The sequence below is a fragment of the Nocardioides okcheonensis genome (assembly GCF_020991065.1).
Classification (GTDB): Bacteria; Actinomycetota; Actinomycetes; order Propionibacteriales; family Nocardioidaceae; genus Nocardioides; species Nocardioides okcheonensis.
In genome coordinates, this window is the sequence record NZ_CP087710.1 from 3753735 (window position 1) to 3769249 (window position 15515).

A 15515-nucleotide genomic window follows, 5' to 3' on the forward strand; every position below is an offset into this window, starting at 1 on the left:
CACATGTTCACGGTATCGCGGCCTCCGCCCTCGCGACGCGCCGAGTCGGTGTGAGGTTTTCGTGCGCGCGTCGGGTGTGACGTACGCCACGGGCCGGGCGGGGCGCCGGTGAGACCTATCCCATAGGTGCGGGCGGTGTCCGTCGGGTGACGAGCGTCCTATCCTGCGCTCATGACAGACCCCGATCGCGGCCTGGACGGCGGGCTCGACGAGCCCGAGGAGCTGCAGCCCGAGGAGGGCTCGCTCCGGCTGGTGGGCGACGGCGACGCCTACGACGTCCACGCCTGGGAGGCCGCCACCGCTGCGGTGCTGCGCAAGGCCCGCCGGCTCGGTGAGGACGCGCCCGACGCCGACGTGTGGGGCGCGCTGACCCGCACCACGCTCGACGGCATCGAGGTGCCCCCGATCGGCCAGCCGTCCGACCTCGAGGGGCGCACGACCGCCGGTCGCCCGACCCGCTCCGGCCCCTGGGACGTCCGCACCCAGGTCGAGGTCGTCGACGCCCGCGCCACCAACGAGGCCATCCTCCAGGACCTCGAGAACGGCGCCACCTCCGTGCTGCTGCACCTCGACGGCGACGACGCCCCCGACTGGGCCGCCGTGCTCGACGGGGTGCTGCTCGACCTCGCGCCCGTCGTGCTCGACCGCCCGTCGCTCGCCCAGGTCGAGTCGTTCGCCGCCTTCCTGGAGGGCGTGGAGGGTGCGCTGCACCCGGCCACCAACCTGTCCCTCGACCCGCAGACGCTCGAGATGCTGCCGCACCCGGTGCGCGAGGACGGCGTGACGGGTCGCAGCCTGCTCGTCCCCGTCGTGCGCCGCGCGATGCAGCTCGGCGTCCGGGCGCTCGTGGTCGACGGCACCGCGCTCCACGACCAGGGCGCGAGCGACGCGCAGGAGCTCGGCTGGACCGCCGCGACCGGCGTCGCGTACCTCCGCCTGCTCGCCGACGAGGGCTTCTCCGCCGAGCACGCCGCGCGGTTCGTCGAGCTCCGCCTGGCCGCGACCGACGAGCAGTTCCCCACGATCGCCAAGCTCCGCGCGGCCCGGCGCGTCTGGGCGCGGGTGCTGGAGGCGAGTGGAGTGGCGGGCGCCGACGGCGCGGTGTCGCTGCACGCCGTGACCAGCCGCCCGATGACCAGCAAGCAGGACCCGTGGGTCAACATGCTGCGCGGCACCGTCGCCGCGTTCGCGGCCGGTGTCGGCGGCGCCGACGCGGTCACGGTCGTCCCCTTCGACGAGCGGCTGGGCATGCCCGACGCGTTCGGTCGCCGGATCGCCCGCAACACCTCCTCCCTGCTGATCGAGGAGTCCCACGTCGCCGCGGTCACCGACCCCGCCGGTGGGTCCTACGCCGTGGAGCGGCTGACCGACGACCTCGCGGTCGCCGCCTGGGCCGAGCTCGGCCGGATCGAGGCAGCGGGCGGGGCGTTCGCCGACGAGGCCCGCGCGGGGGTGAAGGAGCGCTACCGCGCGGTCCGCGCGGCGCGCGACGCCCAGGTCGCCGACCGCTCGCGCCCGATCACCGGCGTCTCGGAGTTCCCGAACCTCGGCGAGGTGCTGCCCGAGCGGGACCCCGTCCCGTTCCGCCACGCCCGCCACTACGACTGGGCGTTCCAGGACATGCGGAGCGAGCCCGCCGAGCGCCCGGCCTTCCTCGCCACGATGGGCCCGGTCGCCGCCCACACCGCGCGAGCCACCTTCGCCACCAACCTGCTCGCCGCCGGCGGCGTCGCCGTCGAGGCGGCCGGCGCCACCGCGTCCGTGGACGACGTGACGGCGGCCTACGCCGGTCAGCCGGTCGCCGTGCTCGCCGGCACCGACGCGGCCTACGCCGAGTGGGGAGGCGACCTCGTCGCCGCGCTGCGGGCGGCCGGGGCGTCCTACGTGGTGCTCGCCGGCAAGCCGGGCGAGCGGACCGTGACCGACGTCGACGACTCGTGCGCCCTGGGGGTCGACGCGCTCGGCTTCCTCGGCCGGATCCGAGAGGAGCTCTCGAAGTGAGCATCCCGAAGAACTTCGCCGACGTCGCCCTCGGAGGTTTCGAGGCTCGCTCCGCTCGCACCTCAACCACCGAGAGCGCTGGCGAGTCCTGGGCCAGCCCGGAGGGGATCGACATCCTCCCGGTCTACGGTCCCGAGCACCTCGAGGGCCTCGACGGCCTCGACACCTGGCCGGGCCTCGCGCCGTTCCTGCGCGGGCCCTACCCGACGATGTACACCACCCAGCCGTGGACGATCCGGCAGTACGCCGGCTTCTCCACCGCCGAGGAGTCCAACGCCTTCTACCGCCGCAACCTCGCGGCCGGGCAGAAGGGGCTCTCGGTCGCCTTCGACCTCGCCACCCACCGCGGCTACGACTCCGACCACCCGCGGGTGCGCGGCGACGTCGGCATGGCGGGCGTGGCGATCGACTCGATCTACGACACCCGCACCCTCTTCGACGGCATCCCGCTCGACGAGATGTCGGTGTCGATGACGATGAACGGCGCCGTGCTGCCCGTGCTCGCGCTCTACATCGCGGCGGCGGAGGAGCAGGGGGTCAAGCCGGAGCAGCTCGCGGGGACCATCCAGAACGACATCCTCAAGGAGTTCATGGTCCGCAACACCTACATCTACCCGCCGGCCCCGAGCATGCGGATCATCAGCGACATCTTCGCCTTCACCTCGCAGCGGATGCCGCGCTTCAACTCGATCTCGATCTCCGGCTACCACATCCAGGAGGCCGGGGCGACGGCCGACCTCGAGCTGGCCTACACGCTGGCCGACGGCGTCGAGTACATCCGCGCCGGCCTCGGCACCGGGATGACGATCGACCAGTTCGCGCCGCGGCTGTCGTTCTTCTGGGCGATCGGGATGAACTTCTTCATGGAGGTCGCCAAGATGCGGGCGGCCCGGGCGCTGTGGGCGCGGCTGGTCGACGACTTCGACCCGCAGAACCCCAAGTCGCGCTCGCTGCGCACCCACAGCCAGACCTCCGGCTGGTCGCTGACCGCGCAGGACGTCTTCAACAACGTCGGGCGCACCTGCATCGAGGCGATGGCCGCGACCCAGGGCCACACCCAGTCGCTGCACACCAACGCCCTCGACGAGGCGATCGCGCTGCCCACCGACTTCTCGGCACGCATCGCGCGCAACACCCAGCTCCTGCTGCAGCAGGAGTCCGGCACCACCCAGGTCGTCGACCCGTGGGCGGGCTCCTACTACGTCGAGAAGCTCACCCACGACCTCGCCGAGCGCGCGTGGGGGCACATCCAGGAGGCCGAGCGCGCCGGCGGCATGGCGAAGGCGATCGAGCAGGGCATCCCCAAGATGCGCATCGAGGAGGCCGCCGCCCGCACCCAGGCGCGGATCGACGCCGGCCACCAGAAGGTGATCGGCGTCAACACCTACCGCCTCGCCGCCGAGGACAAGCTCGACGTGCTCCGCGTCGACAACGACGACGTCTACCGCCAGCAGGTCGCCAAGCTCGAGCGGCTGCGCGCCGAGCGCGACGACGACGACGTGCGCCGCACCCTGGACGCGATCACGGCGAGCGCCGAGCGCGGTCCGGCCGGGGACGGCTCGCTCGACGGCAACCTGCTCGCGCTCGCCGTCGACGCGGCGCGCGCCAAGGCCACGGTCGGGGAGATCTCCGACGCGCTGGAGAAGGTCTACGGCCGCCACCAGGCGGTGATCCGTACGATCAGCGGCGTGTACCGCGACGAGGCAGGCACCGCCCCCGGCGGCAAGGTCGCCGAGGTCATCGCCGCCACGGAGGAGTTCGAGGCCGAGGAGGGCCGCCGCCCCCGCATCCTGGTCGCCAAGATGGGCCAGGACGGCCACGACCGCGGTCAGAAGGTCGTGGTGACCGCGTTCGCCGACCTCGGCTTCGACGTCGACGTGGGGCCGCTGTTCTCCACGCCCGAGGAGGTCGCCCAGCAGGCGGTCGACGCCGACGTGCACGTCGTGGGCGTCTCCTCGCTGGCGGCCGGCCACCTCACCCTGCTGCCGGCGCTCAAGCAGGCGCTGGCCGAGCAGGGGCGTCCGGACATCATGGTCGTCATCGGCGGCGTGATCCCGCCCGACGACGTCGAGACGCTCCGGGAGATGGGCGCCGCCGCGGTCTTCCTCCCCGGCACCGTCATCGCCGAGTCGGCCCTCGACCTGATCGCCCGGCTGCGCGAGCAGCACGGGGCCGGCCCGGGAGCCTGATGCCCCGTCCGGTCGACGTCGACGCCCTCGTCGCGGGGGTGCGGGACGGGCAGCGTGCCGCCGTCTCGCGCGCCATCACCGTGGTGGAGTCCTCGCGCGCCGAGCACCGGCTCGCGGCCCGCGAGCTGCTGACCGCGCTGGCCGAGGTCGAGCGTCCGCCGGCGGTGCGCGTCGGGATCTCCGGCGTCCCCGGGGTCGGCAAGTCCACCTTCATCGAGTCCCTCGGCGGACGGTTGACGGCGGCCGGCCACCGGGTCGGCGTGCTGGCGGTCGACCCGTCCTCGGTGCGCACCGGCGGCTCGGTGCTCGGCGACAAGACCCGCATGTCGACGCTGGCGGTCGACCCCCGGGCCTTCATCCGGCCCTCGCCGTCGGCCGGCACGCTGGGCGGCGTCGCCCGCGCGACCGCCCAGGCGATGCTGGTCCTGGAGGCGGCCGGCCACGACGTCGTGCTCGTCGAGACCGTCGGCGTCGGCCAGTCCGAGGTCACCGTGTCGCGGATGGTCGACACCTTCTTGTTCCTCACCCTCGCCCGCACCGGCGACCAGCTCCAGGGCATCAAGAAGGGCATCCTCGAGATCGTCGACGTGGTGGCGGTCAACAAGGCCGACGCCCAGGGCGGGCAGGACCACGCGGCGGACGCCCGGGTCGCCGCCCGCGAGCTGGCGGGCGCGCTGCGGCTGGTCCGCGGCCACGACGAGTGGGCGCCGCCCGTGGTGACCTGCTCCGGACTCACCGGCGACGGCGTCGACGACGTCTGGGACCGTATCGGCCAGCACCGCGACCACCTCGGCGCCGACGGGCTGGCCCGCAAGCGCGCCGAGCAGCAGCTGGAGTTCACCTGGGCGCTGGTCCGCGACGAGCTCGACCAGCGGCTGCGCTCCTCCGCGGGGGTCGCCGCGGTGCGCGACGACGTACGCCGCGCGGTGCTCGCCGGTGAGCTCCCTGCGCCCCTCGCGGCGGACCGGCTGCTCGCGGCCTACGACGCCGATCCCCGCTGACCGGTTGTCCAGGTCCGGTCCGGCGTGCCCGGGCCAGTCGCTACTCTGGGAAGGTCATGGCCGATTCCCCCTCCACGCTCGTCATCGCCGAGACCGTCGACAAGTACGCCGACGACCTGCTCGCGATGCGTCGCGACCTGCACGCCCACCCCGAGCTCAGCTGGACCGAGTCCCGCACCTCCGACGTCGTCGAGTCCGCCCTCGAGGGCTGCGGCTGGACCGTCACCCGCCCCGACGGCGGGGGAGTGCTCGCCGAGATCGGCAGCGGCGGCGGGCTGGTGGCGCTGCGGGCCGACCTCGACGCCCTGCCCGTCGACGACCTCACCTCCGACCCGTGGAAGAGCACCGTGCCGGGCGTGGCCCACGCGTGCGGCCACGACGTGCACACGACCGGCCTGGTCGGGGCCGGCCTCGCGCTGGCCGAGGTCGCCGCGCGGGGGCTGCTGCCGGGTCGGGTGCGGCTGGTCTTCCAGCCTGCCGAGGAGGTCATGCCCGGCGGCGCGCTGCACCTGATCAGCAGCGGGGCGCTGGCCGGGGTCGACCACATCTTCGGCCTGCACTGCGACCCCAGCCTCGACGTCGGACGCGTCGGGCTGCGTGAGGGTCCGCTCACCGGCGCCGCCGACGCGCTGACCGTCAAGCTCACCGGGAAGGGCGGGCACACGTCGCGCCCGCACCTCACCGAGGACCTCACCTTCGCGCTCGGGAAGGTCATCACCGAGCTGCCCGCGATCCTCAGCCGCCGCCTCGACCCGCGCGCCGGGGTCAGCGTGGTGTGGGGAGCCGTGCGCGCCGGGCAGGCCCACAACGTCATCCCGCACACCGGTGTCGTCGCCGGCACCGTGCGGATGCTCGACGCGGTCGCGTGGGCCGACGCCGAGCACCTCATCCGCCAGCTGATCACCACGATCATCGCTCCCTACGGCGTCGCCGCCGAGGTCACCTACCAGCGCGGCGTGCCGCCGGTCGTCAACCACCCGGTCTCGACCGCCATGCTCGGCACCGCCGTCGACGCCGTGCTGGGCCGCCACGGCCACGTGTCCACCGCCCAGAGCCTCGGCGGGGAGGACTTCGGCTGGTACCTCGACTCGCTGCCCGGCGCGATGGCGCGCCTCGGCACCCGCACGCCAGGCGGCCCCACCTACGACCTGCACCAGGGCAACCTGCGCGTCGACGAGGCCGCGACCGGCATCGCGGCGCGCGTGCTGGCCGAGGCGGCGGTCACCGCCCTGTCAGCCGCCGGCTGACGCCTCCGTGCGCGACGGCGCGCACCGGCCGAGCGGCACGCCGAAGGTGAAGGTGCTGCCCTCGCCGGGCGTCGACGCCACCTGCAGGCACCCGTCCATCAGGTCCGCGAGCGCACGGCAGATCGCCAGCCCCAGCCCGATCCCGGCCCCGGGGCGGGCGTCGCGGGCCGTCGAGCGGGCGAACGGCGCGAAGAGCGTGCGGAGGTGCTCCTCGTCGATGCCGGGACCGGTGTCGGTGACAATGAACTCGACCCACTCGTCGGCGGCGTGGACGTCGCCGGGGTCGAGGGAGTGCGGGCGGGTCCGGACCCGCACCTCGACCCGTCCGGTCGCGGTGAAGGTCAGCGCGTTGCGCACCAGGTTGGCCACGACCTGCCGCACCCGGCGCACGTCACCGGCAGCGTTCGCCGGCACCGCGTCGTCGACCGACAGCACGAGGTCGAGCCCGCGCTCCCGGGCGAGCGGGACCGCCCACGCGGCGACCGCGTCGACGACCGCGCGCGGCTCGAAGGGGCGTACGTCGAGCACGGTCTGGTGGGTCTGCAGCCCGGAGAACTCCAGCAGCTCGTCGACCAGGTGCATCAGCTGGTGGCTGGCGCGCTGGACCATGTCGAGGTAGTGGCCCGACCCGGCGGGGGAGTCGGCGTGGACCAGCAGGTCGGTGGCGCCGACGAGGGCGGCCAGCGGGGTGCGCAGCTCGTGGCTGACGGTCGCGAGGAACAGCGTCTTGGCGGCGTTGGCCTCCTCGAGCTCGCGCAGCACCTGCTTCTCCCGGGTGATGTCCTCGGTGACGCCGTGGACGCCGACCACCTCCCCGCCCTCGAGGATCGGGATGCCGGTGCAGCGGAAGTCGACGACGGCGCCGTCGACCCGCACGACGCGCGCCTCGACCACGACCGGCTCACCGGTCATGACGTGCTCGAAGGCGTCCTGCATCACCGCGTGGTCGGCGGGGTGGATCGTGTCGGCGAAGTGCGTCCGCCGCATCTGCTCCAGGCTCAGGCCGGTCATCGCGCAGGCGTGCGCGTTGGCCTCGGTGTAGAAGCCGTCGCGGTCGACCGAGAACACCGCGTGCGGGTGGTGGGCGACCATCGACGCGTAGCGCGCGCTGCCCTGGGCCAACGCGCTCTCGCCGAGCGAGTCCCGCTCCCCGAGCGGGCGCCGTCGATCCGCCATCCGTTCCTCCGTCGTGTGCCGCCGAGCCGACCGGCCCAGTCAACCACGACGGAGGAACGGGGACGCTACTGCGACTTGTAGGGCACCCCGTCGGCCGCGGGCGGCCGCGACCGGCCTACCAGGCCCGCCACCGCGAAGATGGTGACGAGGTAGGGGAGCATCAGCATGAACTGGCTCGGGATGTCGGAGCCGATCGCCGACAGCACGCCCTGCAGGTTGGACGCGAAGCCGAACAGCAGCGCCGCCAGCGTGGCGCGGATCGGGTCCCACTTGCCGAAGATCACGGCGGCGAGCGCGATGTAGCCGGCGCCGCCGGTCATCTCGCGGTTGAAGCCGGCGACCGAGACGAGGCTGAAGTACGCGCCGCCCATGCCCGCGATCGCGCCGGCGAGCAGGATCGTGCGGTAGCGGGTCCGGTTGACCTTGATGCCCACCGTGTCGGCGGCCTTCGGGTGCTCGCCGACGGCGCGGACGCGCAGGCCCCACCGGGTGCGGTAGAGGGCGAAGGCGACCAGCGCGACCACGGCGTAGAGCACGTAGACCAGCGCGGTCTGGCGGAACAGGATCGGACCGATGAGCGGGATGTCGCCGAGCACCGGCAGCGGCACCGCGCGGAACCGCTCGGGGGAGTTGAGCGAGTCGGCGTTGGGCGTCAGGACCTGGCGGAACAGGAAGTTCGTCATGCCGACGACCAGCACGTTGAGCACGACGCCGACGATGACCTGGTCGACGAAGTAGGTGATCGCGAAGAGCCCGAGGACCAGCGCGATCAGGGCGCCGGCGACCATCGCGGCCACCAGGCCGGCCCACAACGACCCGGTGAGGGACGCGGTGACCGCCGCGGCGAAGGCGCCGAACAGCAGCTGGCCGTCGATGGCGATGTTGACGACGCCGGCGCGCTCACCGAGCACGCCGCCGAGGGCGCCGAACACGAGCGGGATCGCCAGCGAGATGGCGCCGCCGAGGAGGCTGACGACCTGGATCCGGCTGCCCGCGGCTTCCCAGCCGAGGAAGCCGACCATCCAGGCCACCGCGAAGGCGATCGGCAGCCACATCGGCTGGCGGACGTGGGCGAGCATCCGGCGCACGGCCTCCGCGGTGAGCGCCAGGCACACCACCAGCATCACCCAGGCGGTGGCGACGGCCGGGACGACGATGTCGGGCAGCGTCACGAAGTCGCTGTCGGTCGCCAGCCGGAACGTCGTGTCGCCCGAGCGGGAGGTCAGCAGCAACCGGAGCGCGAGGAGCACGGTGATCGCGCCCAGCACGACCGGCAGCTTGCGGGTGCCGGCGGTGCGGACGGGCGTGACGGCGGGGTCGGGGGCGAGGCCGCCGCTCTCGGGCGTCGGCTGCTCGGTCACGGTGCTCACTTGGCCTCCTGGGCGGGGAGCCGGAAGATGGCGCGCACCAGGGGCGGCGCGGCGAGGAAGAGGACGATCAGCGACTGGACGACCAGGACCAGGTCGACCGAGATGTTCTCGGAGGCCTGCATGGTGAAGCCGCCCGCCTTGAACGCGCCGAACAGGATGCCCGCGGCGAGGATGCCGAGCGGGCGCGAGCGACCGAGCAGCGCCACGGTGATGGCGTCGAAGCCGATGCCCGCGTCGATGTCGGTCGAGACGCCGCTGGTGACGGTGCCGAGCACCTGGTTGACGCCCGCGAGGCCGAGGAGCGAGCCCGCGATCATCATCACGACGACGTAGGTGCGCCCGACGTTGATGCCCGACGCGCGCGCGGCGTTCGGGTTCTCGCCGACGGCGCGGATGCGGTAGCCGAGGGTGGAGCGGGAGAGCAGCCACCACACGACGAGCACGGCGACGAGCGCCAGCACGAAGCCGAGGTGCAGGTTGAACCGGTCGCCCAGCACCTTGGGGAGGATCGCCGACTCCTTCATGGGCGGCGACTTCGGGTTGACCGACCCCGGGGTGGCGAGCAGCCACTCCTTGGTGAGCGCCCAGAACAGCAGGTAGTAGGCGACGTAGTTGAGCATGATCGTGACGATCACCTCGTGTGCGCCGGTGCGGGCCTTCAGCAGTCCGGCCAGGCCGCCCCACAGGCCGCCGACGACCATGCCGACGAGGATGGCGAGCGGCAGGTGGACGATCATCGGCAGGTCGAGCTGGAAGCCCACCCACGCCGCGGCGCCGCCGCCGAGCAGCATCTGGCCGCGGCCACCGATGTTGAACAGCGCGGCGCGGAACGCGATGCCGACGCCGAGGCCGCCGAGGATCAGCGGTCCGGCGAACTTCAGCGTCTCGGTGAGCGGACGCCACTGCTGGGCCGGGTCGTCGACGAGGTTGTTGAAGACCGCGCCGCGGAACATCGCGCTGTAGGCGCCGGAGACGGCGTCCCAGACGGCGCTGAAGAAGTCGCTCGGCCGGGCGGTGACGTAGCCGATCGTCTCGCGCACGTTCGCGTCGGTGCTGGCGATCATCACCGAGCCGACGAGGAAGGCGAGGAGGACCGCGAGCACGCCGGACAGCGCGTCGCCGGACGCGATCTCGCGCAGCACGCTGCTGGAGCGCTCGCGGGGCGCGGCGCTGGCGTCCTCGGCCGCGTCGACCTTCGTGTCTCCGGGCTCGGGGGTGCCGGGCTCGGGGGTCGGGTCGGGCTGGGGCTTGTCGGTGTCGGTCACGCGACCACGTCCTTCAGGTCCTTCGGGCGTTCGCCGGTCATCATGAGGCCGAGGGTCTCGCGGGGGGTGTCGGCGGGCACGATGCCCACGACGTGGCCGCGGTAGAGCACCATGATGCGGTCGGCCAGGGCCACCACCTCGTCGAGCTCGGTGGAGACCACGAGGACCGGGATGCCGCTGTCGCGGGTCGCGACGACCTGCTTGTGGATGAACTCGATCGAGCCGACGTCGACGCCGCGGGTCGGCTGCGCGGCGACCAGCAGGCGCAGGTCGCGCGAGAGCTCACGGGCGACGACGACCTTCTGCTGGTTGCCGCCGGAGAGGTTGGCGGCCAGGGAGTCGATGTCGCGGGCGCGGACGTCGTACTCCTTGAGCTTCTTCTCCGCGAACGCGCGCAGCGCCGAGATGCGCAGCGAGCCGTTGCGGACGAAGGGGGACTTGAAGCTCCGGTTGAGCATGAGGTTCTCGGCGATGGTGAAGTTCGGCACCAGGCCGTCGACCTGCCGGTCCTCGGGGATGAACCCGACGCCGGCGTCGAGGATCTTGCGGGTGCTGCGGCCGACCAGCTCGTGGCCGTCGAGGGTGATCGACCCGGACACGTCGTCCTGGAGGCCGAGGAGCGCCTCGGTGAGCTCGGTCTGGCCGTTGCCCTGCACGCCGGCGACCGCCAGCACCTCGCCGGCGCGGATGGTGAAGGTGATGCCGTCGACCTGGACGTGACCGGCCGCGTCGACGACGCGGAGGTCCTTCACGACCAGCGCGTCCGCGCCGAGCGTAGGCGCGTCCTTGTGGACCACCAGCTCGACGGGGCGGCCGACCATCATCGAGGCGAGCTCGGCGTTGCTGGCCTTGGGGTCGGCCTCGCCGACGACCTTGCCGTGGCGGATGACCGTGATCCGGTCGGCGACCGCGCGGACCTCGCGCAGCTTGTGGGTGATGAAGACGATGGCCTTCCCGGCCTCGCGGAGCTGGCGCATGATGTCCATCAGCTCGTCGGTCTCCTGGGGCGTGAGCACCGCGGTCGGCTCGTCGAAGACGAGCAGCTCGGCGTCGCGGGAGAGCGCCTTGATGATCTCGACCCGCTGCTGGACGCCGACGGGGAGGTCCTCGACGACGGCGTCGGGGGAGACGTGGAAGCCGAAGCGGTCGGAGATCTCCGTGACGCGGGCGCGGGCGGCCTCGACGTCGAGGGTGCCGGCGAACCCGGTGGACTCGTTGCCGAGCATCACGTTCTCGGCGACGGTGAAGACCGGGATCAGCATGAAGTGCTGGTGGACCATGCCGATGCCGGCGGCCATCGCGTCACCGGGGCCGGTGAAGTGCTGGACCTCGCCGTCGAGCTCGATCTCGCCCTCGTCCGCCTTGTAGAGGCCGTAGAGGACGTTCATCAGCGTCGACTTGCCGGCGCCGTTCTCACCGAGCAGGCAGTGGATCTCGCCGGGCTCGACGGTCAGGGAGATCGAGTCGTTGGCCACCACGCTGCCGAAGCGTTTGGTGATGCCTCGCAGGACGAGTCTCATGGCATCGCATCCTAGGGGTCGGAACGTCCCGGACATGATCTCCGGGGTCTGGTACGGGGGAGGGGCCCGCGAGGGCGCGGAGAAGGGTAACCGCCGCGCCCCCCGCGGCTCGTGCCGCAGATGTGCCAAAGGTGTGCGGCGTTCTCTGGCAGGTCCGTGACACGCACGAGGGAGGCCGACGCGTGCGTCGGCCTCCCCCGTGGTGGAGCAGGTGTGCGGGCGATCAGCCCAGGTAGGAGTTCACCTTGATCGAGCCGTCGATGATGCCGGCCCTCACGGTCTCCAGCTTGTCGGCCAGGCCGGCGTCGACCTTGTCCTCGAAGTTGTGGAACGGCGCGATGCCCACGCCGTCGTTCTCGAGGGTGCCGATGTAGGGCGCGAAGTCGAACTCGTCGTCGCCCGCGGCCTTGACGGCCTCGTAGGTCGAGACCTTCATGCCCTTGAGGATCGAGGTCATGACGTAGTCCTGGGTGGACGGGTCGGTCTCGTAGAGGTCGGCGTCGACACCGATCATCGCGATGTCCTTGCCGGAGTCCTCGATGGCGGTGATGGCGCCCTGGTAGATCGGGCCGCCGACCGGGAGGATCACGTCGACGTCCTGGTCGAGGACCTGCTTGGCGGTGCTGGTCGCGGCCTCGTTGGCCTCGAAGCCACCGGTGAAGGAACCGTTCTTGCCGTCCCAGCCGACGACCTCGACGTCCTTGCCGTTCTCCTCGGCGTAGTACTCCGCGCCCTGCTTGAAGCCGTCCATGAAGATGGTGACGGTCGGGAAGGGCATGCCGCCGTAGGTGCCGACCTTGCCGGTCTTGGTGTAGTCGGCGGCCGCGTAGCCGGCCAGGAACGCCGCCTGCGCGGTGTCGTAGAGCAGCGGCTTGATGTTCTCGACGTCGGCCTTGCCGTCGAAGGTCGCGCCGTCGTCGCCGCCGTCGGCGGAGTCGTCGATCAGGACGTACTCGATGTCGGGGTTGGCCTTGGCGGACTCCTTGGTCGCCGAGGCGAGGGCGAAGCCGACCGTGACGATGACGTCGCAGCCCTGGCCGACGAGGCTCTCGAGGTTGGGGGCGAAGTCGTTCTCGCTGTTGGACTCGACCGCCTTCAGCTCCACGCCGAACTCGTCGGCGGCCTGCTTGGCGCCCTCGAAGCCGAGCTGGTTGAACGACTTGTCGTCGAAGCCACCCGCGTCGGACACGATGCAGGGCTGGAAGTCGCTCGCCTCGGCGTTGCTGCCGGTGTCGCCGTTGCCGTCCTCGGCGGGCGCGTCGCCGCACGCAGCCAGGCTGGCGCCCGCGAGCAGCGCCACGAGGCCGTTCGCGACGACCTTCCTCGTCTTGGTCACAATGCCTCCAAATTCATGCACCCCGGGGTGGGGTCAGCGTTCGGGCGTCATGATGCCGGGCGGGGAGGTGTAGGTCACGCGATCCGGGACTTCCGAAATCCGTTTGAGACCTAAAACCGGCCGGACATCTTTCGGCGGAACCTGCCGATGACCGTGGCTTCGGCGTATGCGCCACACTGTGCGCGTGGAACAGACGGACTGGGACCAGCTGCGGGCAGCCGCGACCGACGTGATGCGGCACGCGTACGCGCCGTACTCGCAGTACCTCGTGGGCGCCGCCGCGCGGGTCGACGACGGTCGCACGGTCGTGGGCTGCAACGTGGAGAACGCGGCCTACGGCGTCGTGCTGTGCGCGGAGTGCGGTCTGGTGTCGCAGCTCCACGCCACCGGCGGGGGCCGGCTCACCCACTTCGTGTGCGTCAACCGCGACGGCGAGGTGATCATGCCGTGCGGCCGGTGCCGCCAGCTGCTCTTCGAGCACGGCGGCCGGGACCTGATGGTCTGGACCGTGACCGGCGTCCGGCCCATGTCCGAGGTGCTGCCCGACGCCTTCGGGCCCGACGACCTCGCCCACACGACCAGCACGACGACAGAAGAAGGAACCAGCTAAGTGGCCGCACACGACGCCGTCGAGGTGATCCTCGCCAAGCGCGACAAGCAGGAGCTCTCCGACAGCCAGATCGACTGGGTGATCGACGCCTACACCCGCGGCGAGGTCGCCGACGAGCAGATGTCGTCGCTCGCGATGGCGATCCTGCTCAACGGCATGAACCGCACCGAGATCGCCCGCTGGACGGCGGCGATGATCGCCTCCGGCGAGCGGATGGACTTCTCCTCCCTCTCCCGCCCGACCGCCGACAAGCACTCCACCGGCGGCGTCGGCGACAAGATCACCCTGCCGCTCGCCCCGCTCGTCGCGGCCTGCGGCGTGGCCGTCCCGCAGCTCTCCGGTCGCGGCCTCGGCCACACCGGCGGCACCCTCGACAAGCTCGAGTCGATCCCCGGCTGGCGCGCGGCGCTGAGCAACGAGGAGATGTTCTCGATCCTCGAGGACGTCGGCGCGGTCATCTGCGCGGCCGGCGACGGCCTGGCCCCGGCCGACAAGAAGCTCTACGCCCTGCGTGACGTCACCGGCACGGTCGAGGCGATCCCGCTCATCGCCAGCTCGATCATGAGCAAGAAGATCGCGGAGGGCACCGGGGCGCTGGTGCTCGACGTCAAGGTCGGCAGCGGCGCGTTCATGAAGGAGCTCGGCTCCGCGCGCGAGCTGGCCGAGACGATGGTCGCGCTCGGCACCGACGCCGGCGTGCACACCGTCGCGCTGCTCACCGACATGGCGACCCCGCTGGGCCGCACCGCCGGCAACGCGGTCGAGGTCGCGGAGTCCGTCGAGGTGCTCGCCGGCGGCGGTCCCGCCGACGTGGTCGAGCTGACCCTCGCGCTGGCGCGCGAGATGCTCGCCGGCGCCGGGCGTGGCGACGTCGACCCGGCCGACAAGCTGGCCGACGGCTCGGCGATGGACGCCTGGAAGGCGATGGTCCGCGCGCAGGGCGGTGACCCCGACGCCCCGCTCCCGCAGGCCCGCGAGAGCCACGTCGTCCACGCGCCGTCCTCCGGAACCCTCACCCGCCTCGACGCGATGGCGGTCGGGATGGCCGCCTGGCGCCTCGGCGCCGGTCGTGCCCGCAAGGAGGACCCGGTGCAGGCCGGCGCCGGCGTGGTCTGGCACGCGCGCCCGGGCGACACCGTCACCCAGGGCGACCCGCTGTTCACCCTGCACACCGACGAGGCGGACCGCTTCGGCCGCGCGCTGGCCTCGCTCGAGGGCGGCTACGACATCGAGGACGGCGCGTCCTTCACGCCCGGCCCGATCGTCCTCGACCGGATCGGCTGACCGGGCGTACGCCCTCAGGCCAGCAGCAGCACCACGTGCTGCGCGACGCAGGCCGGCTTGGCCTGGCCCTCGATCTCCACGGTGTGTTCGACGACGAGCTGCTTGCCCGCGGGCAGGTCGCGGACCTCGCCGAAGCGGACGTGCGAGCGCAGCCGGCTGTCGACCGGGACGGGGGAGGGGAAGCGCACCTTCTCCATCCCGTAGTTCAGCCGCGCGCCCGGCGTCTCGAGGCGGAACACCTGCGAGGCGAAGTGGGGCAGCAGGCTGAGGGTGAGGAAGCCGTGCGCGATCGTGGTGCCGAACGGGCCGGCCGCGGCGGCCTCGGCGTCGACGTGGATCCACTGGTGGTCCAGGGTGGCGTCGGCGAACGCGTCGATGCGGGACTGGTCGACCGTGAGCCACTCGCTGGTGCCGATCTCCGACCCGGAGGCGGCCGCGACGTCCTCGAGCGTGGTGAAGGTGCGCATGGGCACGAACATAGTGCGCGCCCGATGACGGGCACTGGTTGGATGTGCG

Annotated in this window: 12 protein-coding genes; 6 read left to right on the forward strand and 6 right to left on the reverse strand. The window is 72.4% G+C overall.

The window, feature by feature from the left end:
• The first annotated feature begins 171 nt into the window (after window positions 1–171).
• Genes LN652_RS18245 through LN652_RS18260 form a run of 4 tightly spaced genes read left to right on the forward strand, consistent with a single transcriptional unit; the run spans window position 172 to window position 6438 of the window.
• Window positions 172–2001 (forward strand): methylmalonyl-CoA mutase family protein, encoded by a 1830-nt coding sequence (locus LN652_RS18245; protein ID WP_230442005.1) that lies wholly within the window; start codon window positions 172–174, stop codon window positions 1999–2001.
• Window positions 1998–4190 carry a methylmalonyl-CoA mutase gene (gene scpA / locus LN652_RS18250; protein ID WP_230442006.1) on the forward strand — a complete coding sequence of 731 codons (2193 nt, stop codon included), beginning with the start codon at window positions 1998–2000 and terminating at the stop codon, window positions 4188–4190. Before LN652_RS18245 ends, scpA begins: the two co-directional genes overlap by 4 nt.
• Entirely contained in the window at window positions 4190–5191 is a 1002-nt protein-coding gene (gene meaB, locus LN652_RS18255) for a methylmalonyl Co-A mutase-associated GTPase MeaB (protein WP_230442007.1), read from the forward strand. Before scpA ends, meaB begins: the two co-directional genes overlap by 1 nt.
• A 56-nt stretch (window positions 5192–5247) precedes the next feature.
• A complete protein-coding gene (locus LN652_RS18260; protein ID WP_230442008.1) occupies window positions 5248–6438 on the forward strand; it encodes an amidohydrolase in 1191 nt (396 codons plus the stop codon).
• Here the strand turns inward: LN652_RS18260 and LN652_RS18265 are convergent.
• From LN652_RS18265 to LN652_RS18285, 5 genes are all read right to left on the reverse strand, one after another.
• Window positions 6424–7614 carry a PAS domain-containing sensor histidine kinase gene (locus LN652_RS18265; RefSeq protein WP_230442009.1) on the reverse strand — a complete coding sequence of 397 codons (1191 nt, stop codon included), beginning with the start codon at window positions 7612–7614 and terminating at the stop codon, window positions 6424–6426. The genes LN652_RS18260 and LN652_RS18265 overlap by 15 nt on opposite strands.
• A gap of 65 nt (window positions 7615–7679) precedes the next feature.
• On the reverse strand, window positions 7680–8984 hold the full coding sequence (locus LN652_RS18270) for an ABC transporter permease (RefSeq protein ID WP_230442010.1): 1305 nt from the start codon (window positions 8982–8984) through the stop codon (window positions 7680–7682).
• On the reverse strand, window positions 8981–10249 hold the full coding sequence (locus LN652_RS18275; protein ID WP_230442011.1) for an ABC transporter permease: 1269 nt from the start codon (window positions 10247–10249) through the stop codon (window positions 8981–8983). Before LN652_RS18275 ends, LN652_RS18270 begins: the two co-directional genes overlap by 4 nt.
• The gene (locus LN652_RS18280) at window positions 10246–11769 is read right to left on the reverse strand and encodes an ABC transporter ATP-binding protein (protein WP_230442012.1); all 1524 of its coding nucleotides are present in this window, start codon (window positions 11767–11769) and stop codon (window positions 10246–10248) included. The genes LN652_RS18275 and LN652_RS18280 overlap by 4 nt, the downstream gene beginning before the upstream one ends.
• A gap of 223 nt (window positions 11770–11992) precedes the next feature.
• Window positions 11993–13105: a BMP family lipoprotein gene (locus LN652_RS18285; protein WP_230442013.1), complete on the reverse strand. Its 1113-nt coding sequence runs from the start codon at window positions 13103–13105 to the stop codon at window positions 11993–11995.
• Window positions 13106–13337: 232 nt separating this feature from the next.
• Between LN652_RS18285 and LN652_RS18290 the strand changes: the two genes are divergently transcribed.
• On the forward strand, window positions 13338–13715 hold the full coding sequence (locus tag LN652_RS18290; protein ID WP_230444769.1) for a cytidine deaminase: 378 nt from the start codon (window positions 13338–13340) through the stop codon (window positions 13713–13715).
• Window positions 13716–14999, forward strand: a complete 1284-nt coding sequence (locus tag LN652_RS18295; protein WP_230442014.1) for a thymidine phosphorylase — start codon at window positions 13716–13718, stop codon at window positions 14997–14999.
• A 14-nt stretch (window positions 15000–15013) separates the two neighbouring features.
• Here LN652_RS18295 and LN652_RS18300 read toward each other — a convergent pair whose 3' ends face one another.
• Window positions 15014–15466: a MaoC family dehydratase gene (locus LN652_RS18300; protein WP_230442015.1), complete on the reverse strand. Its 453-nt coding sequence runs from the start codon at window positions 15464–15466 to the stop codon at window positions 15014–15016.
• Window positions 15467–15515 lie beyond the last annotated feature (49 nt).

Excerpts from the sequence above, each read along its gene's own strand:
- LN652_RS18280 (WP_230442012.1), bottom strand. The coding sequence starts at position 11,769 with ATGAGACTCGTCCTGCGAGGCATCACCAAACGCTTCGGCAGCGTGGTG.
- LN652_RS18260 (WP_230442008.1), top strand. The coding sequence starts at position 5,248 with ATGGCCGATTCCCCCTCCACGCTCGTCATCGCCGAGACCGTCGACAAG.
- LN652_RS18245 (WP_230442005.1), top strand. The coding sequence starts at position 172 with ATGACAGACCCCGATCGCGGCCTGGACGGCGGGCTCGACGAGCCCGAG.
- LN652_RS18265 (WP_230442009.1), bottom strand. The coding sequence starts at position 7,614 with ATGGCGGATCGACGGCGCCCGCTCGGGGAGCGGGACTCGCTCGGCGAG.
- LN652_RS18290 (WP_230444769.1), top strand. The coding sequence starts at position 13,338 with ATGCGGCACGCGTACGCGCCGTACTCGCAGTACCTCGTGGGCGCCGCC.
- LN652_RS18300 (WP_230442015.1), bottom strand. The coding sequence starts at position 15,466 with ATGCGCACCTTCACCACGCTCGAGGACGTCGCGGCCGCCTCCGGGTCG.
- meaB (WP_230442007.1), top strand. The coding sequence starts at position 4,190 with ATGCCCCGTCCGGTCGACGTCGACGCCCTCGTCGCGGGGGTGCGGGAC.